This window comes from Streptomyces sp. 63XJN7_1_ISO-PGPR-S23-121, assembly GCF_056173025.1.
This window is the reverse complement of the sequence record NZ_CM149653.1, coordinates 131,885-154,300: the sequence shown is the minus strand read 5'-3', so window position 1 is coordinate 154,300 and position 22,416 is coordinate 131,885. Positions and strand designations below refer to the sequence as shown.

General features: G+C 71.4%; 22 protein-coding genes, 1 tRNA gene and 1 pseudogene. 12 read left to right on the top strand and 12 right to left on the bottom strand.

Translation table 11 applies throughout. From position 1 onward, the window contains the following. The first annotated feature begins 66 nt into the window (after positions 1-66). Positions 67-330 carry a hypothetical protein gene (locus tag AC0VYN_RS00740; protein ID WP_475534332.1) on the top strand — a complete coding sequence of 88 codons (264 nt, stop codon included), beginning with the start codon at positions 67-69 and terminating at the stop codon, positions 328-330. A 106-nt stretch (positions 331-436) separates the two neighbouring features. Here AC0VYN_RS00740 and AC0VYN_RS00735 read toward each other — a convergent pair whose 3' ends face one another. From AC0VYN_RS00735 to AC0VYN_RS00720, 4 genes are all read right to left on the bottom strand, one after another. Next, the gene (locus AC0VYN_RS00735; RefSeq protein ID WP_475534331.1) at positions 437-931 is read right to left on the bottom strand and encodes a DUF1877 family protein; all 495 of its coding nucleotides are present in this window, start codon (positions 929-931) and stop codon (positions 437-439) included. Positions 932-1,007: 76 nt separating this feature from the next. Next, the gene (locus AC0VYN_RS00730; RefSeq protein WP_385459952.1) at positions 1,008-1,517 is read right to left on the bottom strand and encodes a phosphoribosyltransferase; all 510 of its coding nucleotides are present in this window, start codon (positions 1,515-1,517) and stop codon (positions 1,008-1,010) included. 13 nt (positions 1,518-1,530) lie between these two features. Next, complete coding sequence (dcd, locus tag AC0VYN_RS00725) at positions 1,531-2,106, bottom strand: dCTP deaminase (RefSeq protein WP_385459950.1); 576 nt, start codon at positions 2,104-2,106, stop codon at positions 1,531-1,533. Positions 2,107-2,192: 86 nt separating this feature from the next. Then, positions 2,193-2,351: a hypothetical protein gene (locus AC0VYN_RS00720; protein WP_385459948.1), complete on the bottom strand. Its 159-nt coding sequence runs from the start codon at positions 2,349-2,351 to the stop codon at positions 2,193-2,195. Positions 2,352-2,624: 273 nt separating this feature from the next. On the opposite strand from AC0VYN_RS00720, the gene AC0VYN_RS00715 reads away from it, so the two are divergent. Next, positions 2,625-2,698: transfer RNA gene (locus tag AC0VYN_RS00715), tRNA-Gly, on the top strand. A 564-nt stretch (positions 2,699-3,262) separates the two neighbouring features. On the opposite strand, the gene AC0VYN_RS00710 is transcribed toward AC0VYN_RS00715, so the two are convergent. From AC0VYN_RS00710 to AC0VYN_RS00695, 4 genes are all read right to left on the bottom strand, one after another. Then, complete coding sequence (locus tag AC0VYN_RS00710) at positions 3,263-3,673, bottom strand: PIN domain-containing protein (protein WP_475534330.1); 411 nt, start codon at positions 3,671-3,673, stop codon at positions 3,263-3,265. Next, on the bottom strand, positions 3,670-3,891 hold the full coding sequence (locus AC0VYN_RS00705) for a type II toxin-antitoxin system VapB family antitoxin (protein ID WP_451688583.1): 222 nt from the start codon (positions 3,889-3,891) through the stop codon (positions 3,670-3,672). Before AC0VYN_RS00705 ends, AC0VYN_RS00710 begins: the two co-directional genes overlap by 4 nt. 345 nt (positions 3,892-4,236) lie before the next feature. After that, positions 4,237-4,686, bottom strand: a complete 450-nt coding sequence (locus AC0VYN_RS00700; protein WP_475534329.1) for a PIN domain-containing protein — start codon at positions 4,684-4,686, stop codon at positions 4,237-4,239. Next, on the bottom strand, positions 4,683-4,949 hold the full coding sequence (locus tag AC0VYN_RS00695) for a ribbon-helix-helix domain-containing protein (RefSeq protein ID WP_475534328.1): 267 nt from the start codon (positions 4,947-4,949) through the stop codon (positions 4,683-4,685). The genes AC0VYN_RS00700 and AC0VYN_RS00695 overlap by 4 nt, the downstream gene beginning before the upstream one ends. Before the next feature lie 443 nt (positions 4,950-5,392). On the opposite strand from AC0VYN_RS00695, the gene AC0VYN_RS00690 reads away from it, so the two are divergent. Continuing rightward, positions 5,393-6,226 (top strand): PIG-L family deacetylase, encoded by an 834-nt coding sequence (locus tag AC0VYN_RS00690; RefSeq protein WP_475534327.1) that lies wholly within the window; start codon positions 5,393-5,395, stop codon positions 6,224-6,226. A 304-nt stretch (positions 6,227-6,530) separates the two neighbouring features. On the opposite strand, the gene AC0VYN_RS00685 is transcribed toward AC0VYN_RS00690, so the two are convergent. Then, positions 6,531-7,142, bottom strand: a complete 612-nt coding sequence (locus AC0VYN_RS00685) for a TetR/AcrR family transcriptional regulator (protein ID WP_475534326.1) — start codon at positions 7,140-7,142, stop codon at positions 6,531-6,533. A gap of 74 nt (positions 7,143-7,216) precedes the next feature. Here AC0VYN_RS00685 and AC0VYN_RS00680 point away from each other — a divergent pair, with 74 nt between their 5' ends. Both AC0VYN_RS00680 and AC0VYN_RS00675 read left to right on the top strand, forming a co-directional pair. Further along, positions 7,217-7,984, top strand: coding sequence for an SDR family oxidoreductase (locus AC0VYN_RS00680; protein WP_475534325.1), 768 nt, complete (start codon positions 7,217-7,219; stop codon positions 7,982-7,984). A 500-nt stretch (positions 7,985-8,484) separates the two neighbouring features. Continuing rightward, complete coding sequence (locus AC0VYN_RS00675; protein WP_475534324.1) at positions 8,485-9,282, top strand: maleylpyruvate isomerase family mycothiol-dependent enzyme; 798 nt, start codon at positions 8,485-8,487, stop codon at positions 9,280-9,282. A 103-nt stretch (positions 9,283-9,385) separates the two neighbouring features. On the opposite strand, the pseudogene AC0VYN_RS00670 reads toward AC0VYN_RS00675, so the two are convergent. Further along, positions 9,386-9,526: pseudogene (locus AC0VYN_RS00670) on the bottom strand (phosphotyrosine protein phosphatase); the annotation flags it as partial. Between the two features lie 94 nt (positions 9,527-9,620). Here AC0VYN_RS00670 and AC0VYN_RS00665 point away from each other — a divergent pair. The 5 genes from AC0VYN_RS00665 to AC0VYN_RS00645 all read left to right on the top strand — a co-directional run bounded on the left by AC0VYN_RS00665 (position 9,621) and on the right by AC0VYN_RS00645 (position 15,793). Next, positions 9,621-11,822 (top strand): MMPL family transporter, encoded by a 2,202-nt coding sequence (locus AC0VYN_RS00665; protein WP_475534323.1) that lies wholly within the window; start codon positions 9,621-9,623, stop codon positions 11,820-11,822. A 5-nt stretch (positions 11,823-11,827) separates the two neighbouring features. Further along, on the top strand, positions 11,828-13,048 hold the full coding sequence (locus AC0VYN_RS00660; protein ID WP_475534322.1) for a sensor histidine kinase: 1,221 nt from the start codon (positions 11,828-11,830) through the stop codon (positions 13,046-13,048). Next, on the top strand, positions 13,045-13,704 hold the full coding sequence (locus tag AC0VYN_RS00655) for a response regulator (protein ID WP_475534321.1): 660 nt from the start codon (positions 13,045-13,047) through the stop codon (positions 13,702-13,704). Before AC0VYN_RS00660 ends, AC0VYN_RS00655 begins: the two co-directional genes overlap by 4 nt. 254 nt (positions 13,705-13,958) lie before the next feature. After that, complete coding sequence (gad, locus tag AC0VYN_RS00650; RefSeq protein WP_475534320.1) at positions 13,959-15,344, top strand: glutamate decarboxylase; 1,386 nt, start codon at positions 13,959-13,961, stop codon at positions 15,342-15,344. Positions 15,345-15,469: 125 nt separating this feature from the next. Next, positions 15,470-15,793, top strand: coding sequence for a GYD domain-containing protein (locus AC0VYN_RS00645; RefSeq protein ID WP_475534319.1), 324 nt, complete (start codon positions 15,470-15,472; stop codon positions 15,791-15,793). Positions 15,794-15,799: 6 nt separating this feature from the next. Here AC0VYN_RS00645 and AC0VYN_RS00640 read toward each other — a convergent pair whose 3' ends face one another. Both AC0VYN_RS00640 and AC0VYN_RS00635 read right to left on the bottom strand, forming a co-directional pair. Then, positions 15,800-20,017, bottom strand: a complete 4,218-nt coding sequence (locus tag AC0VYN_RS00640) for an nSTAND1 domain-containing NTPase (RefSeq protein ID WP_475534318.1) — start codon at positions 20,015-20,017, stop codon at positions 15,800-15,802. 8 nt (positions 20,018-20,025) lie between these two features. Then, positions 20,026-20,352 (bottom strand): CU044_2847 family protein, encoded by a 327-nt coding sequence (locus tag AC0VYN_RS00635; protein WP_475537050.1) that lies wholly within the window; start codon positions 20,350-20,352, stop codon positions 20,026-20,028. A 237-nt stretch (positions 20,353-20,589) separates the two neighbouring features. Here AC0VYN_RS00635 and AC0VYN_RS00630 point away from each other — a divergent pair, with 237 nt between their 5' ends. Next, positions 20,590-21,480, top strand: a complete 891-nt coding sequence (locus AC0VYN_RS00630) for an N-acetyltransferase family protein (protein ID WP_475534317.1) — start codon at positions 20,590-20,592, stop codon at positions 21,478-21,480. 159 nt (positions 21,481-21,639) lie between these two features. Then, positions 21,640-22,413: a polysaccharide deacetylase family protein gene (locus AC0VYN_RS00625; protein ID WP_475534316.1), complete on the top strand. Its 774-nt coding sequence runs from the start codon at positions 21,640-21,642 to the stop codon at positions 22,411-22,413. The last annotated feature ends 3 nt before the right edge of the window (positions 22,414-22,416 follow it).

Sequence of the window (22,416 nt, the reverse complement as noted above, 5' to 3'; positions counted from 1 at the left end):
CCGAAAGGGCCCCCGACGCCAAGCGCCGGGGGCCCTTTCCGTGTCGAGCGGACCAAGCAGATCACCGTGGCCACCCTTTTGCAGCTCCTGCCGGCGAAGGAGCGGGCGCGGGACGAGCTGAAGTTGGAGAGAGCCCGCTTCTACAAGGAGCAGAAGCAGGCGGAGGCGAAGGGCCAGACGACGAACCTGACGGTCGAAGATTTCTTCGGGCTACCGATCGAGCGCCAACAGGAGATCGTGCTGCACAGTCTCTCGGCCGTGCTCATCCACCCGGCCGGCCGGGGGCGTCGCAAGTTCGATCCCAGCTTGATCGAACCGGTCTGGCACTGACGATCAGACCCGTCCTTGCAACACGCCTGCTCGGCGCACCCGCTGGGCGGGGAGCTTGGGTAAGTGGTGAGCTGATGTAGCTGTGAGCCGAGGAGGCGACTTCGGCTCAGTACCAGAAGGCCTTGACGACGGCGTGCCCCGTGGGGCCGGTCCGGTTGTAGAAGGCCCGCAGGTCGTTGTGATGGCCGAGGAACCAGCCTTTGACCTCGGCCTCGTCGAAGGCGGAGAGGGGAGTCAGCACCTTTGGCCGGGCCGCCTCCCAGATGTCGTCGAAGGAGACCGCCGCCAGGAAGGAAGCCACCTCGCGCACCTGGACGGGGCTGAGTATCAGAAACGGCGGCCGGCGGTGAGTGGCGTGGTACACGGCACTGCCCCCGAAGACAGCGAGCTCCCAGTCCGGAGAACCCTGCGGAGCGTACGCCGCCCGGTAGACCTCATGGAGGGCGGGGAAGTGGGACTCCACGACTTCGGCGATTCCGTCCCGGCACTCGGCCTGGAAGCGGTCGACGTCCCCAACGTCCCCCATGAACTCCTCAAGCCATGCCCAGTCCTCTCGGATGTCGGACTCCGGCATGGCCCGCAGCTGCATCTCGATGCTCATGCCGCGCATTCTGGCCGAGGCAGGGAGACCGGCCGGCATGGCCGGGTCCCTGTGATCGACCGTCAGCGGACCGGGCTCACAGCGCCTCCTTGTTCGGCTTCGCCGCCTCTCCCGACTTATGTACCGGAGGCAGGACACTCCACGGGAAGTTGATCCAGTCGTCGGTGCGCTTCCACACGTACTCGCACTTGACGAGCGAGTGGGACTTCTCATAGATCACCGCGCTGCGCACCTCGGCGACCGTGTCGAGGCAGAAGTCCCGCACCAGCTTGAGCGTCTTGCCGGTGTCGGCGACGTCGTCGGTGATGAGGACCTTCTTCCGGGAGAAGTCGATCACGTTGGGCACGGGCGCGAGCATGACCGGCATCTCGAGCGTGGTGCCCACGCCGGTGTAGAACTCGACGTTCACCAGGTGGATGTTCTTGCAGTCCAGCGCGTAGGCCAGCCCGCCGGCCACGAAGACCCCGCCGCGGGCGATGGAGAGCACTATGTCCGGCTCGTACCCGTCGTCGGCGACGGTCTGCGCGAGCTCGCGGACGGCGACGCCGAACTGCTCGTAGGTCAGGTTCTCCCGTACTTCACTCATGCGCGCGTCCTGCTCATACCTGGGTCCGATGGAAGTTGATGAAGGACCGGGAGGCGGTCGGCCCCCGCTGCCCCTGGTACCGCGATCCGTACCGCTCGCTGCCGTACGGATGATCGGCGGGCGAGGTGAGCCGGAACATGCAGAGCTGCCCGATCTTCATCCCGGGCCACAGCTTGATCGGCAGGGTCGCGAGATTGCTGAGCTCGAGCGTCACGTGCCCGGAGAACCCGGGGTCGATGAACCCGGCGGTGGAGTGCGTGACCAGCCCGAGCCGGCCGAGCGAGCTCTTGCCCTCCAGCCGCGAGGCGAGGTCGTCGGGCAGCGAGACGACCTCGTACGTGCTGGCCAGCACGAACTCGCCCGGGTGCAGGATGAACGGCTCGTCCCCCTCCGGCTCCACGAGCCGGGTCAGATCCACCTGCTCGACGGAGGGGTCGATGTGCGGGTACCGGTGATTCTCGAACACCCGGAAGTAGCGGTCGAGGCGCACGTCGATGCTCGACGGCTGCACCATGGAGTCGTCGAAGGGATCGATACGCACCCGCCCGGAGTCGATCTCGGCCCGGATGTCCTTGTCTGAGAGAAGCACGCACCGAGGATACGCAAGGCGCGCGGAGCAGCGACAACCGCCGCCGCGCCGCGCGCCCGGTACTACTGGTGTCTCCGTGAGGCCGGCTACCGCTTCGCCGACACGACCGGCACGGCGCTCCGCAGCCGTGCACACCGCGGACATCGGACGAGCCGGCCGGGGCCGAGTCGCTCGGCCTTCTGCATCGGGAACGTGGCGGTGGTGAACACGTGCCCGTCGGCACAGCGGAGGACGGTGCGATCCATCAAGTCCTTCAAGTCCCTTCCCCAAAAGCCGCGTCTGGCTGGACTACCCTGACGACGAAAGCCACATTACGGGATCAAAGAGACGACTCTCCAGGCGGCACTCCGCCCTCCCGGACGCCCTCGGGAACGGGCCCCACGGTACGCCGCAACTCCAGTACCCCGCAGCCGCTTCCCAACCCTGAAACCGCGTCAGGCCCCACGGCGCGAACACCGGGGGCCTGCGATGAGGTAGAGTGAGCGAGCGTCCAGCACCGACTCCGGTCGGCGGATTACGCGGGTGTAGTTTAATGGTAGAACATCAGCTTCCCAAGCTGAGAGCGCGAGTTCGATTCTCGTCACCCGCTCCACGAAGAAGGCCCGGGTCATCGACCCGGGCTTTTTTGCTGTGCGGATTCGCTCAGTCGTCGCGTGCCAGATGCTTGATCATCCGGTTTCCGTGCCACGGCACCACGGGCCTTCCGCACACTGCGGTCGAGCATGCCGGCGACCTCCCGTTGCCGCTCCTCTTCGGGCCGAGGGGCTCGGCGGGCTTCTCGACCCGGCGGGTGAAGACGCCGGGAAGACGTGCGCTGGGCATGTCCGGGATCAGGGCCTGCTCGGTGCGGCGACGGCGTCAGTCAACGCGTTCGCCCCGACCAGACGTCGCCGACCTGTCGTGTCCGGCGTTGCGGAAGACGTCGGCCTCAGCGCGTCGGCGAGCATCCTGACCATCGCGCGCAGCGGGTCAGACCACCGTTGGCGTCCTGCTGGGTCGCGCCGCCGGCGGATCCTCCGCCTGGCGGCACTGGCCCTTCACCAGCCGCTCCACCGCCGCCCTCGAACGGCTCCCACTCCTGCCGAACCCGGGCTGACCAGCGCATTCACTCGCCCTTACGACAGCCCCTCACCACCTGTCAGGCGGCAAAGGCACGTCAGACGACGTCGTGGATGTTGTGCTCGGTCAGGTCTGATGCGTGCCGGGCGACAGTGCTGTAGTCGGCATCGTCGTGGAGGACGGTCAGGCCGTGGTGGGCGGCAGTGGCTGCGATGACAAGGTCTACTGCCGAGGCACTGCGGTGCTCCCCGGCCTGAGCCATACGGTGTTGCACCGCGCTGATCCAACGCCCTGCGTTCTTCGGCACCGCCGCATCGGGATAGAGGTCGGAGAACATTTCCGCGATCTCGTCGTACTCGCGGCGGTTCCGGGCGTTGTACAGGAACTCGGTGCGTTGCACGTAGCAGGATGCGATGGCTCCGGCATCGATCGCGTCATACCAGGCCGATTGCAGTTTCGGATCGCGGAGCAGCCTGACCAGGCCGGACGTGTCGAGCAGGTAGATCACAGGCTTCGCTTCTCCGCCCTGTGCAGACGCTCGGCGTCCTCCACTGCGCCCCACTCACGAGCACGCTCGAAGTGACGGCTGATGCGCGCCGCACGCTCCTGCTGCTCGGCGTAGAAGTTCAGAGCGAGGTTGACCGCCTCCTTCTTGGTCCGGACACGGGCCAGAGCCATGGCGCGCTCCAGGGCGTCGTCATCGATGTCGATCTGGGTCACGGACATACCGCACCTACCAGGCAATGTTGGTGATGTACATAGGAGAATACGTCACCAACATGCGCCGGTCCACACGTCGCTCCGGGTGTACACAGTGGCGACGGGCCCCCCAGGTCAGCCCGACGACTCCTCGGTCCGGTCGGTGCGGGCGTCGCGCTCTACGCGACCCGGCTGCCGGGCACGTTCGTGCCCAAAGCGTGCCCGTAAAGGCGGACAACCACGGTCGACAGCGGTGCCACCAAGCACTCCCGCCTGCAGCCACCAATATGAATCTGTGCAGCTCAGCAGCCATACGGCCGCCCAAGCGCCGTCGCTTCCCAAGCTGAGAGCGGGAGTTCGACTCTCGTCGTATCAGAGCGGGAGATCGTCGGGGAGTACCCGGAACGCCTTGTGGTGGCCCAAGGGCCGTACGGCCCGGAAGTCACGTCGGTCGAGGGTGAGGATCGCATCCGTGTCGTAGTCGGCAGCGAGCGCCACGTTGACCGCGTCAGCGAGGTCGAGGTCGAGGTCCAGCGCACGGTAGCGGACACGGACGGACTGGGCGGCACCCAGGTGGTCCTCCGTGATCTCCGGCATGACGACACGCCCCCGGCTCATCCAGCGCCGGAGGTCGTCGACCGCGCCGAGGGCCGCCACCCTGCCGAGCTCGCGCGTGGCTACGTGATCCAGCTCGGCCAGCAGCAGCGGGGACATGACCAGGAGGCCGGCCGCCATGATCGCTTCGTTCGCCGCCCGGTGTTCCGGATGAGCCGAGTCCAGGGCCGCCAGGAGTCCAGACGTGTCGGCGATGACAATGATCACGCGGCGGTTCCGGGATCCGAGTCGGTCTCACGGCGGACAGCGTGGGCCACCGCGTCACGGACCTCCGCCCTGGAGGACGTGCGACCTGTCCCCTCGAAAGTGCGCGAGAACAGCGGCTCGTCCCAGACCCTGTTCGCCATGGCCGCGAGGTGGATGCCCTGGCGGATGATCTCGGCCTCGCTTATCCCCCGGCGCTTCGCGGCCTCCTTGATGATCGCCAGGTCCTCGGGGTCGGCGTAGACGTTTGTGCGCTTCATGGACATGTACCAAGGGTAGTCCATGTACCGGTTTGACACACGCAGGTACCTCGTCCTTCGGCTCATCGGATGCCGCGAGCGCAGACGACAGAACTGGCCGCGCCCGCCACGGGTGCGCGACATCGAGCTGCGGCACCGCACCGTGCTCGCCGCCCGTTGCACCGGACCACTTCTCATGGAGGTCGAAGTCCGTACGGGTGACCCCCCACCGCGCTCAGCCGCTCTACGCATCCCCAAGCGGCCCGCCCACCGCTCGGAATTTCACGCCTGGAAGGTCCCGTGGCCCCGCCGGGAACAGCCGGTGCGTCCGGCGCGGTTGCACCGACCGAGGGGCCGGCACCAGACGGCGGGAGACTTGAGGCCGCAAGGTCCGCCCCACCACGATCCGGGATCGCGGCACACCCGCCGCGTACTCGGGCCAGGACTTGTATCCGCAGGAGGACTGTTTCATGACTGACCGGCCCTTGACGCTCATGGCAGTACACGCCCACCCCGACGACGAGGCCACCGGAACCGGAGGTGTCCTGGCGCGGTACGCGGCGGAAGGCATCCGCACGGTTCTCGTGACGTGTACCGACGGTGGTTGCGGTGACGGGCCGGGGGGTGTCAAGCCGGGCGATCCCGGGCACGACCCGGCGGCGGTCGCCTTGATGCGTCGTCAGGAACTCGAAGCGAGCTGTGACGTCCTGAAGGTCAGCGATCTGGAGATGCTGGACTATGCCGACTCCGGGATGGCGGGCTGGCCGAGCAACGACGCCCCCGGATCCTTCTGGCAGACCCCTGTGGAGGAGGGCGCGGCCCGACTCGCGGAACTCATGCGGCACTACCGGCCTGATGTGGTCGTCACCTACGACGAGAACGGCTTCTACGGCCACCCCGACCACATCCAGGCCCACCGCATCACGATGGCGGCGCTGGAGATGACCGCGCTGACACCGAAGGTGTACTGGACCACGATGCCCCGCTCGGGGATGCGGCGGTTCGGCGAGATCATGCGCGAGTTCCATCCGGACATGCCGGAGCCGGACCCTGCCGAGGCCGCCGCGATGGCCGAGATCGGCCTGCCCGACGATGAGGTCACCACGTGGGTGGACACCACCGCGTTCAGCAGCCAGAAGTTCGACGCGCTGGCCGCGCACGCCAGTCAGGGCGAGAACATCTTCTTCCTCAAGATGGGCAAGGAGCGGTTCGGCGAGTTGATGGGCACGGAGACCTTCGTACGTGTCCAGGACACCACCGGCGCGGCCCTGCCCGAGAATGATCTCTTCGCCGGTCTGCGCTGATCCGCCCGTAGGACCGGCCGGGAAAGCGCATCGCCCGCACGACGCAACCGAGCGGGTCGCTTACAGCGCTTCGGCGGTGCTCCGCGGAAGAACTTCCCGCACCTTCGAGTCGGCGGCATGCCCATAGCCTGCCCGTACGACGGGTCGACCACGGTCAGCCAGCGGTGCGACCCGGTCCGCGCAACAGGGTTGGCACCCTGCATCCGCGCAGGTCAGCGGACATGGGAGCCCGCAGGGCGCCATGCGTCAGTCCCGTGCCCGGGACCCGACGGCCCCGTACGGAAGGGGGGATGAGCAGATCTGCTCATCCCCCCTTCTTTGCGGGCCACACCGACATGGCCAGCTCGGCCACCCGCTCCAGTTCCGCCGCGCTCGCCCCGTCCCGAGCCTGTTGGGACATGCCCTGAACCACCGCCGCGAAGTAAACGGCCAGGGCGCGTGGTTCGACGCCGTCCGGCAGCGCCCCGGCTTTCTCGGCGTGGGCCAGTCGCTCCTCGAAGTCGCGGACGTTCGCCACCCTGCGTGCGCGTAGGTCCCGCTCGACATCGGCTGTCTGCGCCGAGTAGTTGGTCGCCGCCGTGATGACCAGACAGCCCGCCGGATGGCCGGGATCGGTGTACGAGGTCGCCGCCTCGCGCAGCATTCTGGCGAACCCCGCGCGGGCGTCGCTCTCCTCCTCCAGCGCCCTGCCCATGAAGGCTCCGAAGGTACCGCCGTAGCGGTCGACGACCTCGGTGAAGAGTGTGCGCTTGTCGCCGAAAGCCGCGTACAGGCTGGGCGGAGAGATACCCATGCTCCGGGTCAGATCGGCGATGGACGTGCCCTCGTAACCGTGCTCCCAGAACAGCCGTGTGGCCTGTACGAGCGCCGCCTCGCGGTCGAAACTTCGCGGTCGTCCCCGCCTCGTCGTCGTCACCCGAGAATTTTACAGCGATCGCTACGTATCGCGTATATGGTTTTTACATAACGACCGCTACAGATTGGAAGGTCATGCGTTCACTCACGGGCAGGACGGCTCTGGTGACCGGCGGCAGCCGCGGCATCGGGCGGGCCACCGCCGAACGGCTCGGCAGAGAAGGCGCCCTTGTGGCCGTGCACTACGGACGCGACGACGCTGCCGCCGAAGAGGTGGTGGGCGCGATCCGCACGGCGGGCGGCACAGCGTTCGCCGTGCGGGCCGAGCTGGGCGCCGGTGGTGACGTGGAGGCCCTCTGGGCCGAGTTCGACCGTCAGGTCCTCGAGCACGGCGACAGTACCGGCCTCGACATCCTGGTGAACAACGCCGGCATCACGCCCCGCGGCCATATCGAAGAGACCACGCCCGAGTCCTTCGACGAGGTGTTCGCCGTCAACGTGCGGGCCCCGTTCTTCCTGACCCAGCAGGGGCTCAGGCGGCTGCGGGACGGCGGCCGGATCATCAACATCTCGTCCGGGGCCACGCGTATCGCGCTGACCGACATCATCGCGTACGGCATGACCAAGGGCGCCATCGACACCTTCAGCCTCACGCTCGCCAAGGCCCTCGGAAACCGCGGCATCACCGTCAACTCGGTCGCGCCCGGCATCATCGACACCGACATGAACGCCTCCTGGCTCCGGGGCGACGAAGCCGCCGAACGGTCCGCCGCCCAGCTCTCGGCACTCGGCCGCGTGGGCCGCCCCGGTGATGTGGCCGACGTCGTGGCCTTCCTGGCCTCGGACGACGCCCGTTGGGTGACGGGGCAGGTCATCGACGCCACAGGGGGCTCGCAGCTCTGATCCGAACCACGGCTCGCGCGTAGGCCTGCACCACGCAAGGGTGTCGACGGGAACAGCGCGGCCGCCGCCGCCCGGTCCCCGCCGGCGCTCGCGGCGAAGACGTTCGGCCAGGCGCCGTCCGACCGCCGGGCTCGAGCTGGACGAAGCCCTGTATGCGCAGCCGGAGCCAGGCGAGTCCCTCGGGCTCCCACAGGAACTCAGCCTCCTGCTGCACGCCTGGGACGCCGTGCTCCGTGCCCCCGGTTCACCGCCGCATCGGGGGCGCGGTCATACGTCATGCCGGTCCGGGCAGGCGCTGACGGGAGAGGCCTCCTCCGCGTACTCCTGCGCGCGCCCAACGGTGCGGCTCGTCCTGTTCGGTCGAGACGGCTTGGCCAAGACCCCCGACCGCCTCAGGTGGACACGGCGTCACCGAGTGCGCCCGGCCCCCGCCGGGCGCTCACCGTCTCGGCTGTGAAAATCACCGTCCGATCGTCGGGACACGGTGATAGGGAGTCCGTGTGACAACGACACTCACGTTCCCCCTTCTGTTGCGACTGATCGACGAACGGTCGAGCGCCTTCCGTGCCGCGGTCGCCTCCGCGCCCAGCCTCGACGTGCAGGTGCCGACCTGTCCGGAGTGGACGCTGTTCGATCTGGCGGAGCACATCGGCGAGGGGCGCCGCGCCTGGGCCGCCACCGTCGCCGCGGGGCCTGCTCCGGCCAAGTCCGTACCGGAGGACGCCCCGGCCGCGCCTCGGGAGCGCGAGGCATTGCCGGCCTGGCTGGCGGAGTCCACGGAGCAACTGCTGGACGCACTGCGGGAAGCCGGCCCGGATCGCGGTTGCTGGACGTGGTGGGGTGCGTCCCAGTCGCCGCAGACCTGTGGCGCCGTCGCCCGGCACCAGCTCCAGCAGATGGCGGTGCACACCTACGACGCCCAGATCACCGTGGGTGCCCCGGAGCCGCTGCCGGCCGAGGTGGCACTCGACGGTGTCGAGGATTTCCTGTTCACCTGCGTCGCTACGACGGGTGCCTGGCCCCACAAGCCCACTGCCTTCGACTTCCACGCCACCGAGGGCCACTCCTGGCGCCTCACGGTCGACGGCGACGGCGCGCGCTCCACCCGTATCTCCGCGCCCGGCACGACGCCTGTCGCCGCTGCCGACGAGGGCCCGGACGCGGCCGGCGTCTCCGTTCACGGAACGGCCAGTGAGCTGGTTCTCTTCGTGTACGACCGTATCCCGGCGGACTCCCTGCGCATCGAGGGAGACGCGGGGTTGTTCGACCTGCTCCGCGCGTGGGAACCGGAGGAGTAGGAGGTGTGCTGCGGAGCGGCGAAGTGCTGGCGCATCGCCAGGATCCGGCCGGCGTGCCCGGCAGCCGTCGCGGTGATGCGGTACGCGTCGGCGGTGCTCACGCTCAGCTCGCCGGGGCGGCCTCGTCGACCAGGCCGCGGATGCGCTTCTCGATCTCGTCGCGGATCGGGCGGACCGCCTCGACCCCTTGCCCGGCCGGGTCGGGAAGCTCCCAGTCGAGGTAGCGCTTACCGGGGAACTCGGGTTTTCCCCAGGGTGGGTGTCCACCGACCGGTGGACGGCAGGTTCAACCGAGTACCTCTGTCCGGCAACTGCCCTGTTCAGCCACGCTTTTGGGCATGAAGTCATTCTCTGTGCGCATGGCGCGGTGGAGCGCCCGGCACCCCTGGCGGGCGATCGCCGGCTGGCTGGTGTTCGTGGCGCTCTGTCTGGGCGCCGGCAGTGCCGTCGGTACGAACAGCGCGAAGACGGCGGACTACCGGGTCGGCGAGGCGGGCCGCGCCGAGGCCCTTGCCGCCGAAGGGCATCTGGAGCGCAGGTCCGCCGAGCAGGTGCTGATCTCCGCGAGGTCCGGTGCTCTCGACCGGCGCACGGCCGAGGCCGCCGCCGCGGATCTCACCGCCCGGATGAAGCGGCTGCCCGACGTCGCGGGCGTGGCCGCCCCGCTGCTCTCCGGCGACCGTACGGTCCTCATGGTCGAGGTGGCGCTGAAGGGCGAGGAGCGGGACGCCAAGGACAAGGTCGACGCGCTCGTGGAGCAGACCGCGGCGGTGCAGAGGGACCACCCGGGCCTTCTCCTCCAGGAGACCGGGAGCCCGTCCATCAGCAAGGGCGTCGATCAGCAGCGCGGCGACGACCTGGCGCTCTCGGAGGCGATCACGCTTCCGGTCACGCTCGTCACCCTGCTGGTCGTGTTCGGTTCGGTCACCATGGCCGGGGTGCCGCTGCTGCTGGCGCTGTCGTCGATCGCGGCGGCGATCGGGCTCTCCATGGCCGCCTCGCACCTCTCCCCCGACGCCGGGGTCGGCACGAACGTCATCCTCATGATCGGCCTGGCGGTCGGCGTCGACTACACGCTCTTCTACCTCAAGCGCGAGCGCGAGGAGCGGGCCCGCTCCGGCGGCCGTCTCGGCTCCGCGGCACTGGTGGAGCTGGCGGCCGCGACCTCGGGCCGGGCGGTCGTGGTCTCCGGGCTCGCGGTCGTCGCCTCCACGGCGACGCTGTACCTGGCCTCCGACGTGATCTTCTCCTCGCTGGCGACCGGCACCATCATCGTCGTCCTGGTCGCGGTGGCCAGTTCGCTGACGGCACTGCCCGCGCTCCTGGTCAAGCTCGGGCAGCGGGCCGAGCGCAGGGAACTGCGGCGGGCACGGGGCGGGAAGCCCGCCCGCCGGGTGCGGGGCCGGGGAGGCGACGGCCGGGTGTGGGCGGCACTGCTGCGGCCCGCGGCCCGGCATCCCCTGGCCACCCTGTGCTGTTCGGTCCTCGGCCTCCTCGCGCTCGTCGCTCCGCTGGCCGGACTGAGGATCACGGAGATGAGCCGGGACACGCACTCCCGCGACATCCCCGCGATGCGGGTGTACGACCGGCTCAACGAGGCGTTCCCCGAGCAGCGGGTGACCCACCAGGTCGTGGTGCGCGCCGACGCCCCGCACGCCGCGGAGGTCGCCTCGGCCCTGCGCGAGGTGGCCCGGCGGGCCGGGGACGACGCCCTGTTCACCGGCGCCTCGCAGATACGGACGTCGGCCGACCACCGGACCAGTGTCCTCGAGCTGAAGGTGCCGTACCTGGGCAACTCCGACCAGGCGTACGACTCCCTCGACCGGCTGCGGGACGACTACCTGCCCGCCACGGTGGGCCGGATCGACGGCGCCGAGTTCGGGGTGAGCGGTGACGTCGCCCGCTACGCCGACTATCCCGCCCACCAGAACGGCAAACTCCCGCTGGTGCTGGGGGCGTTGCTGCTGGTGACGTTCGCGATGACCGTGTACGCCTTCCGGTCGGTCGTCCTCGGCCTGATCGGCGTCGCGCTGAACCTGCTGTCCGCGGCGGCGGCGCTCGGGCTGCTCGTCCTGGTCTTCCAGGGGACCTGGGCCGAGGGGCTGCTGGACTTCGACTCCACGGGGTCGATCGGGTCCCGCGTGCCGCTCTTCCTCTTCGTGATCCTCTTCGGGCTGTCGATGGACTACCAGGTGTTCGTGGTGAGCCGGATCAGGGAGGCCGTGCTCGCCGGCGTCCCGACGCGGCAGGCGGTGCTCGACGGGATCCGCTCCTCGGCGAGCGTGGTGACCAGCGCCGCGGTCGTGATGACGACCGTCTTCGCCAGCTTCGTGTTCCTGCACATCATCGAGATGAAGCAGATCGGCTTCGTGCTGGCGGCGGCCGTGCTGATCGACGCCGTCGTCGTCCGGGTCCTGGTGCTGCCGTCGGCCATGCTCCTGCTCGGTGAGGCCAGTTGGTGGCCCGGGCGGGGAGCGCGGGGTGCGGCGGCCGGTGTGGGGAAAAGGGAGCCGGTGCGGTCGGCGGTCGACGTACGTTGATCGGCATGACCACTCTCGCCGGGCCCGCCGCCGACGTCTTCTGGGCCACCCCGCTGCGCCGCTGGAACGCGGTGTGCTGGGCGCTGTTCGCCCTGATGGCCGTGGGACTCGTCGCCATGGACCGGCCCGGCGGGAGCAAGTACGCCGCGCTCGCGCTGCTGGGCGGGGTGGTGCTGTGCTACGCGGTCCTGCACCGGTTCCCGGACCACCCCGTCGTACGGCCCCACGTCTACCTCTCGGTGCTGGTGGTCGCGCTGGGAGGGCTCGCGTACCTGCGCGGCAACTACGCGGCGCTGTTCATGGTGACCCTGCCGCACTACTGGATGTTCGGCCGGACGCCGAGGGCCTCGATGGCCTTTCTGGGACTGGCCACGGCCGGCACCCTGATCGGGAGTGTCCTGCGGCAGGACGGCTGGACGGTGGAGTTCTTCAGCGAGACGCTCGTGTCCACGCTGATCGTCGTCGCGGTGGGGGTGCTGATCGGGCTCTGGGCGCATTCGGTGGTCGCACAGAGCGAGGAACGGGCGCGGCTCATCGACGAGTTGGAGCGGACGCAGGCGCAGCTGTCCGAGGCCCATCAGCGGCAGGGGGCGGCGGACGAACGGGAGCGGATGGCGCGGGACATCCACGACACGCTCGCGCAGGGCTTCGCCTCGATCATCGTGCTCGCGGAGGCGGCCCGCGCGGGGCTGGACTCCGGCACCGCGCGCAGCGCGCAGCAGTTGCGGTCGATCGAGTCGACCGCGCGGGAGAACCTCGCGGAGGCGCGGGAGCTGGTCGGTTCGGCGCGGGGACCGGGGCCGGGCCAGGTGGCGGCCGGTTCGGTGGCGCGGACGCTGCGCCGGACCGTGGACCGCTTCGCGGAGGACACCGGGCTCACCGTGGACGCCGACCTGGAGGACCTGGAGTGCGACCAGCAGACCCGGATCGCGCTGCTGCGCTGCACCCAGGAGTCCCTGGCCAACGTACGCAAGCACGCGGGGGCCTCCACGGTCGGTGTGGTCCTGACCCGGCAGGCGTACGGGGTGGAGCTGGAGATCACCGACGACGGGACCGGTTTCGTGGTGGGGGAGTCGGCGGGTTTCGGTCTGGACGGGATGCGCAAGCGGCTGGCGGAGCTGGGCGGGAGGCTGACGGTGACGAGTTCGGTGGGTGACGGTACGCGCGTACTGGCGTCGATACCCCTGGCTTCCCCGGCACCGGGAGAGAGCGGGGCCGGGGCATGACGGGCGGAGGGATTCGCATCGTCGTGGTGGACGACCACACCGTGATGCGGGCCGGAGTGGTGGCTCTCCTCTCGTCCGAGACGAGCATCGAGATCGTCGGCGAGGCGGGCGACGGCCTCGAGGCCCTCGAACTCGTCGAGCGGTACGAGCCCGACGTCGCCCTGGTCGACCTGCGCATGCCGGTGCTCGACGGAGTGGCCACCACGACCGAGATCGTGGCCCGCTTTCCCCGTACCCGTGTGCTGATCCTGACGACGTACGACACCGACGCGGACATCGAGCGCGGAGTGGAGGCCGGGGCCATCGGCTACCTGCTCAAGGACACCACCCGTGAGCAGCTGGTCGACGCGATCCACACCGCCTCCCGGGGTGAGACGGTACTGGCGCCCCGGGTGGCCGAGCGGCTGGTCGCCCGGATGCGGCAGCCCGCCCAGGTCCCGCTCACGGCCCGCGAGGCGGACGTCCTGCGCGCGGTGGCGGACGGTCTGACCAACGCCGAGATCGGGCGGCGGCTCGTCATCGCCGAGGCGACGGTGAAGACCCACCTGCTCCGCCTGTTCGCCAAACTCGACGTGAACGACCGGACCAGGGCGGTGGTGGTGGCGATGGAGAGGGGACTGCTGCGGAGGGCTTCCGGCACGGGGAACCCCCCGTGACGTCCCTGCGTGACGGTCCCGGCCGTCGTCCCCGGCCCGCTCGCCCGGCGAGCGCCGTCTCCGCGCACGGGCCTCCGGGCCGATGACAGGGCGTTCAAGGGCGTTCCCCGTGTTGCAGGAGGCCGGCGAGGGTGAAGCAGGACGCGCCACTCGTCCTCCGACGTCACGCCCGGGTGGAGTACGTCCGGTGTCGGGCGCGCGGTGCCGCCCATAGCCTCCGAGAGACACGGCAGGACGACGCGAAAGGCGCACCCGTGGCTCTGCACGACGCCAAGGAGACGGCCGCCGATCCGGCCGCCGACATCTTCACGTCACCGATCAGCGAGAAGCCCCTCTCCAAGCGGCTGATGCCGGAGCTGCCGGCGCCCCCGCACGTCGTCTACGAGCTGCTGCGCAACGAACTGCTCCTGGACGGCAACGCCGCCCAGAACCTGGCCACGTTCTGCACCACCTGGACGGACGACGAGGTCCGCCGGCTGATGGACCTGTGCCTCGACAAGAACATCGTGGACAAGGACGAGTACCCGCAGACCGCGGAGATCGAGTCCCGGTGCGTCAACATCATCGCCCACCTGTGGCACGCGCCCGGCGGCGGGACGGCACCGGCCGTGGGGTGCTCCACCACCGGCTCCAGCGAGGCCGCCATGCTCTGCGGCCTCGCGCTGAAGTGGCGGTGGCGCGACCGGCGGCGCGCGGCCGGCCTGCCGACCGACCGGCCGAACCTGGTGTGCGGGCCGGTGCAGGTCTGCTGGGAGAAGTTCGCCCGCTACTTCGACGTGGAGCTGCGCCAGGTGCCGGTGGAGCCGGGGGCGACCGGTCTCCAGCCGCACCAGCTCCGGCAGTACGTCGACGAGAACACCATCGGCGTAGTGGCGATCCTCGGGGTGACCTACACCTGCACCTACGAGCCGGTGGCGGAGATCGCGGCCGAACTCGACCGCATCCAGTCGGAGACCGGGGTCGACGTCCCCCTGCACGTCGACGCGGCGTCCGGCGGGTTCATCGCCCCCTTCCTCCACCCCGACCTGGAGTGGGACTTCCGCCTGCCGCGGGTCGCCTCGGTCAACGCCTCCGGACACAAGTACGGCATGGCGCCGCTCGGGGTGGGCTGGGCCCTGTGGCGCGACAAGGAGGCCCTGCCGGGGGCCCTGGTCTTCCACGTCGACTACCTCGGCGGCGACATGCCCACCCTCGCGCTGAACTTCTCCCGGCCCGGCGGCCAGGTCGTCGCGCAGTACTACATGTTCCTGCGGCTGGGCACCGAGGGATACCGGCGCGTCTACCAGGCGTGCGCCGACACGGCGCAGCACCTCGCCCGGCAGGTCGCCGAAATGGGCCCCTTCACGCTGCTCTACGACGGAACCGACGCACTTCCGGCCGCCTCCTGGACCCTGACCGACCCGGCCTCGGTCGGCTGGAGCCTGTACGACCTGTCCGACCTGCTCCGCATGCGCGGCTGGCAGGTGCCGTCCTATCCGCTGCCGCCCGACCGCCAGGAGACCGTGATCCAGCGCGTGCTCATCCGGCACGGCGTCGACCGGGACGCGATCGAACTCCTCGCCGAGGACATGCGCAGGGCGATCAAGCGCCTCGAGCAGGGGCGCCCCCACGACGAGGCCCGCGTCGGCTTCCACCACTGAGCAGGCTCGGCCGCCGCCCCGGAGACGGGTCCCCACGGGTGAATCCGGCCGCCCGCCGACGGGCGGGCGGCCCGGCGGCGGGAAGGCATCCCCACCCAGCACACGCGAAGGCACGGAGCGTCCCTATGCCGAAGTTCCTCATCCAGGCCACCTACACGTCCGAGGGCGCCAAGGGCCTCCTCAAGGACGGCGCGAGCGGCCGCCGCGCCGCCGTCGAGCAGGTCGTCACCGGCCTCGGCGGGACGGTCGAGGCCATGTACTTCGCCTTCGGGGAGGACGACACCGTGATCGTCGTCGACTTCCCCGACGCGGTCTCCATGGCCGCCGTCAGTCTCGCGGTCAAGGCGAGCGGCGGCCTGCGCACCCGGGCCACACCGCTGCTCACCCCCGACGAGGTCGACGAGGCCGCCCGCCGGCAGGTCGCCTACCGGGCCCCCGGCGCGAAGTAGAAGCCGTCAAGCACCGTCGCACGGTGGTTCCGACGGGGTGCCGGGCGGGAGGTGCTCGCGTTCCTCGGCGGTGAAGGCGCGGTCCGCGCGGGCACAGAGGTCGCGGAACCACGTGCCGGGGTCCAGGGCGAAGGCCGTGCGCCGGCCCTCGTCCTCCACGACCAGCTCGGTGCCCCGCAAGACCGCCGTGGAGTACGGCCGGCTCGGGATCATGCCGATGCGGACGCCGGCGAGGTCCCACAGCTCGTATCCGGCGCCCGCCTCGGACGTGATCAGCATTCCGTCGTCCGTGACCGCCAGGACGTCGTCGGCCACGGTGACGGGGACGGGTGTGCCGAGGGGGTCCTTCTTCTCCAGGTCCCAGCGGTGCACCCTGCCGTCGTTGTGGGCCACGGCCAGGTACCGGCCGTCCGGGGAGAAGACCAGGTCGTCGGAGTCGGCACCTCCTTCGAAGGCCCAGCCGACCTCGTCGCCCTTCAGCGGCGCCAGCCGGGTCCGGGTGCGCAGGTCCCAGAGCTGGATCGTGCCCTCGTCCGCGTCGTCGGGCGTCACCACGGCCACCTGCTCCGGGTGGCCCGGGCGGCTCACGACCCGGCTCCGGTACGGGGGGAAGCCCCGGTCGCGCGGCGAGGGGTCCACCGTCAGCGGTTCGCCCGTCCGCACGCCGCGCTCCGGGTCCACCCGGAGCAGGGTGCCAGCCCGGGTCAGGGCGACCACGTCGCCGTCGGGCAGGGGCTCGACGGTGCCGGTGAACGTCCGCTCCTCCTCGGTCGCCGGGCCCTCGCCCGCCGGCACGTCGGTGCGGTGGGACGGCGCGTCGGCGTCGTACACGTGCAGGCGCGAACCGTCCTCCTCGGCGAGTACGAGGTATCTGCCGTCCTGGGTCCAGACGAGGTTCGACCCGTACGAGTCGAAGCCGGCCGGCAGTGCGCCGGCCGTGGATCCCCCGTGCACGAGGTCCACCACCCGCACCTCGTCCTTCGCCAGCCGCGCGCTCCGGTCGCCGTCCGGCGACAGGACCGACGCCTCGTCGCTCTCCGCGGAGTCGGGCCGGGGCACGGCGGGCGCGTGGGCCACCACCAGGGTGTCCCCGACCGGGGAGAGCACGGTCAGCCCGCCCTCCTCCCGCCGCGCGACGGTGAGCTTCGGGTCCTCGTAGCCCGGCTCGTCGTCCAGGGGCAGCCGGGTGACGTACGTGTCGTCCGTGCCGCGTCGGCCGAGGGTCAGGTCGGCGTAACCGGCGTCGCCGTTCTCCGCCGTGTCGAAGCCGTAGGCGCCCGTGGAGTCGGAGCTCACCCACTCGCCGGGGGCACCGGCGGCCGGGATCCTCCGCAGCTCACGGCCCGTGCGCAGGTCGCGCAGCACGGTGCCGTCGGGGGTTCCGGCGTCCTCGGAGTCGGCCGTCGTGACCTCGACGGTGCCGGTGTCCTCGCCGAAACGCACGGTCTGGTTCCCGGCGGTCGACACCACGGTGTCCGCCACCGGGAGCGGCTTCAGGTCCGCGAGGTCCCAGGCGGCGAGCAGGGCCCGCGGTCGCACCCGTTCGTCGGCGGGCGTGTGGATGTCGAGCCACCGCAGCAGCCGGGTGCCGTCCGCGCTGAAGTCCAGTCCGCCGGAGACGGTGTCGCCCTCGGCCGTGAGCCGTCCGCCGAGTTTCGCCGGTCTGCCGCCCTGTCCGTCCAGCCGCCACAGCCACACCGTGCCGTCGGGCATGGCCGCGGCGTAGTGGCGCCCGTCGGGGCTGAGCGCGGCGCGCGGCTGGGTGGCGGGGACGCCGTCGAGCAGGTGGTGCCGCGGTGTGCCGTCGAGTACGCCGGTGACGACGGACACCTCGTACGGGTCCTTGCCGTCGGGCTTGGAGCGCACCGCGAGGGTGCCGCCGTCCGGGGTGGCGACCAGGTCCTGGACGCGGCCCCGCCACAGGCCGGTGTGCAGGCCGCGGACGTACCGGGTGCGGGCGTACTGCGCGAGCAGGGCCTCCCGCGCCCGCGGTACCGTCCGGTCGGCGTGCCAGGCGGCGAGCGCCCACTGCACCGCCCTGCCCGGCTGCCGGGCCTGCACGCTGCCGGACTCCTCCGCGAGCGCGCGGGCCGCGAGGGTGCGCAACTGGGTCCGGAGCTCGCTGCCGGTGTTCCAGGCGACCGTGCCCAGCGTGCCGGCCACCAGCAGCAGTGCCGTCAGCAGCGCGCCTCCCGCCAGCAGCCTGCGGACCGTCCGCCGCGCGTAACGGCGGCCCGCCTCGATGTAGGCGCGCTCGTCCGCGGTCACGTCCTCGGGCAGCCGCTGGAGCCATTCCTCGGCCTCGGCGAGGGTCCGGCCGCGCTGGAGGGCGCCCGTCTCGCGGCCCTTCTCCTCCCAGCGCGCCATGTCCGTGCGCAGCTGCTCCTGCCACTGCCGGAAGTTCCTGCTGTCGTCCAGCCAGGCGCGCAGCCGGGGCCACAGCCGGGTGAGGGCCTCGTGCGTGAGGTCGACGATCTCCGTGCCGTCGGCCGTCTCGCCGAGGACGACCAGTTTCCCCCGGGCGAGACGGCGGGCGAGCGCCGCGGCGGCCGGGTCGAGCCCGGCGGCGGGTACGGCGCGGCGGATGTATCCGCCCCGGTCGTCGGGGCGGGCCAGCTGCACGAACAGCCTGCGGGCCAGGCCCTCGTCGGCCTCGGGCACGTGCGTCCGGTAGGCGTCGTCCGCGTAGCCCACCAGGGTCCCGGTGACGCCGCCGAGTTCGTCGTAGGCGGCGTGGGTGAGCATGGAGCGTTCGCGCCGCTCCCAGAGCCTGGTGAGGGTGAACTCCACCAGCGGCATCCGGCCGGGCTCGTCCGCGGCGTCCTCGACGACGCGCTCGGCGAGGCCGGGCTCCAGCCACAGCCCCGGTACGGCGTCGACGGGGCCGGTGACCGCGCGGTGCAGGTTCTCCGCGTCGAGCGGGGCGAGGAAGAGGACGGCGTCGCTCAGGGAGCGGGACGTGTGGGAGGTCAGCAGGACGTCGAGGGACTCCTGACGTGCGGTGGCCACGACGCGCGGCCCGCGCCCCGCGCCCGGGTCCTCGGTCAGCGCGAGGAGGAGACGGAGCAGGGTGCGCGCGGCCGCCGGTTCGGCGCCCGCGTACTCCTCGAGCTGGTCGACGACGATGAGGTGACCGGCTCGGCCGGTCCGCTCCTGGAGCGAGGCGCGCAGGGCGGCGACGGCGGGCGGGATGCCTTCGCCGTCCGCTCCGGCCCGGTCCGCGGGCCCGGAGGTTCCGCCGGACTCGCCGGACTCGCCGTCCAGCATGCGCGCCAGTCTCTCCGCCGCGCCGATCCGGTCGATCTCCCCGCGGTCCGGCTCCAGGACGGGTGCGAGCGCGTGCGCCAGCAGTGCCCCGGGCGGGCTGCCGGGCACGGGGCGCAGCACGGTCACCCCCGTGCCGTCCGCGCGCAGCCGCGGCAGCAGGCCGGCGCGGATCAGCGAGGACTTGCCGCATCCCGAGGGGCCGACGACCACGGTGAGGGGACGCCCGGTGATCGACGCGAGGAGCCGCTCCACGTCGTCCTCGCGTCCGTGGAAGAACGCGCTGTCCTCCTCCTCGAACACGTCGAGGCCGCGGAACGGACACGTGGGGCGCAGCACCGCCTCGTCCACGAGCGCGGCGGACGGGACGAGGAACGCGGTGCCCGCCAGATCGCCGCGACCGGCCGCCACGGCCAGCCCGACGACCCCGCCCTGCACGTCGTCCCACACCGCCGCGCCGCTGTAGCCGTTGGTCACCCGCGGGCCACCGGGGCCGGTGTCCATCTGCACCCAGCCCGCGCCCTGGACGCTCCGCAGCGTGCCGGCCGCCCACACCCCGTGGTCGGCACCACCCGGGAACCCGTACGCGCGGAAGGTGTGCCCCCACACGGACGTCCCGTCCACCAGGGGCACCGGGCGGGCGCCGGAGACGGGTGCGTCGAGGCGCAGCAGGGCCACGTCACCGGTGTCGTCGCCCAGCAGCGGCTGCCAGGAGACGACCCGGGCGTGACGGACGGGGACGCTTCCCCCCGCGTCCCGCGCGAGCGGGAACTCCACCCGTACGGTCCCGGAGGGCGGGGCCGCGGTGTCCCGCGGCAGTCCCAGCGCGTCCGCGACGACATGGGCGCAGGTGCAGACGACGTCGGCCGCCACGAGGAATCCCGCCCCCGCGATCCCGTCGGCGCACTGTACGCGGGCGAGGCCCGACTCCAGCGCCGCTTCCCCCCGGAACGCTGTCATGTACCCGATTATCCGGGGTCCCGGGTGTCCCATTCCAGGTGTACGGCGAAGTTGGCCTCGCTCGCCGCCCTGGCCACCACGACGCCCGCTTCCGCGGACAGTTTGATGCCGAACTCCACGCTCACCGTGTCGGGCCGGTTCGCCAGGCCCCGGACGCTGGCGGCCACCGCCTCGACCGCGGGCCCGATGTGCGCGAGCGCCTCCTGGAGGGTGTGCGCCGAGTCCCGGACGACGGCCGACCCCCGGCCCACCCGGTCGACACCGCTCTCGTCCTGTCCGTCGACCTCGACCCGCACCGCGGTCCCGTCACCGAGCCGCATCTCCCCGATCCGCATCACGTGGCCCTCCGCACTCGACACCCGTCACGCACACACCCCGCACCAACTGGCCCAGTTTATAAGCCTTTTCGCGAGTCGCACAGGTGCGGACGCCCAGGGCCGGCGCTCCCGGGATCCGGTGGGGCGAGGAAAGGAGTCGCGTCGCGCCCCGCCCGCCGAAATCCGCTGTCGCCCTCGCCCACCGCGTGGTCGACTGGGGCCGCCCTCGTTCCGCCGGTCCCCTCGGAGCACCCCTTGTCCCTCCGCGTCACCGCCCTCGCCGATCCCGAACGCACCTCGTCCGGCCACCGCCTCGCGTGGCTGGCCGCCCGGGACGACGGCGAGCCCCTCGGGTCCGCGTTCCTGCGGGTGTTCACCCGGGAGGGACAGGAACACCTGGCGGAGCTCCAGGTGAACGTGCACAGCGCGGAGCGGCGCCGTCGGGTCGGTTCGCGGCTGCTCGAGGCGGCGGTGGCCGCCGCGCGGGAGGCCGGCCGGAGGTCGGTGCTGGCCCGGGCCGACGCGGGGACGCCCGGCGATCACTTCCTCGCCGCACACGGCTTCCGCAGGGTGCTGGCGCTGACGTACGCGCGGCTCCCGCTGCGGGGGTGGGACAGCGACAGGGCGGGCGGGATCGACGCGGCGGCCCGGCGGCCGCACCCCGGCTACCGTCTCGTGTCGTGGCGCGGCACCGTCCCCGGGGAACTGGCCGAGAGCTTCGCCGCGTCGCGCCGCGCCATGGACGACATGCCCATGGACGACACCGACTACGGCGTCGTCGCCTGGGACGTCGAGCGGGTCCTGGCCGCCGCCCGGGCCGTCGCCGACCGCGGGGACCTGCTCACCACGGTGGCCGCCGTCGACGAGTCGGACGGCTCGGTCGTCGGCTTCTCCGAACTCGTCGTGCCGGGCGACGGCAAGGGCGACGGGCTGCACTACGGCACCGGCGTGCTGCCCGAGCACCGCGGCCACGGCCTCGGCCACTGGATGAAGGCCGAGTCGATCCGCCTCGCCCGCGCCGACCACCCCGCACTCGCCGGCCTGGTCACCGACACGGCGGACAGCAACACCCACATGCGGGCCGTCAACGACGCCCTGGGCTACGTCCCCACGCACCGGGCCCTGGAGTACCAGCTCGACCTGTGATGCCGGGGCCACGATCCGCCCCCGCCCGTCGAGTTGTTCACGAATCCCCCCGGAATTGTCCGTGATCGGTAACGGACGCATCCCCCGGCCGCCGTTCGTCGTCATGCCAGGTGGACTCGAGGTGACCGAGACGGGCAACGGCGTGGAAGCGGGGCGGACATGGCACGGCACAGTGGCGGGCGGGGCTGGTACGGCAAGGTCGTCGGGGCGGCGCTCGGGGTGACGATGCTCGCCGTCGGTGCCTCGGTGTGGACCGCGCAGGCGGACTCCGTGGGCGCCTCCTCGCCGGAGGCGACCGCGTCGGCCACCCCGGGCGAGGACGCCGGGCACGTCGCCGTGACCATCGCGCACGCCTCGGACGCGGGGGCGAGCGGCGTCAACATCACCATCGACGACGGCCCCGACCCCGCCTGGACACCCCAAGTGCTCGACGTGCTGCGGGAGTACGAGGTGAAGGCCACGTTCTGCATGACGGGCATCCAGGCGCAGGCCCACCCGGACCTCGTGAAGGACGTGGTCGAGGCCGGGCACAAGCTGTGCAACCACTCCGTCTCGCACGACACCTCCATGGACAAGAAGTCCGAGGCGTACCAGGCGAAGGAGATCCTCGACGCCGAGCGCATGATCACCGAGGCGTCCGGGGGCGTTCGTCCGGTGTACTACCGGGCACCGGGCGGCGCCTTCACCCCGTACAGCCGCAAGCTGGCCGCCTCCCACGGCATGCGCCCGCTGGGCTGGAACGTGGACACCAAGGACTTCGAGCGGCCGGGCACGGACGCCATCGTCGCCACCGTGGAGCGGGAACTGCCCAACGGGCCGACGCTGCTCTTCCACGACGCCGGCGGCGACCGCTCCCAGACCGTCGAGGCCCTGCGCCGCGTCCTGCCCTGGCTCAGGGAGCAGGACCGCGCCTTCGGCTTCCCGGTGCGCTGAACC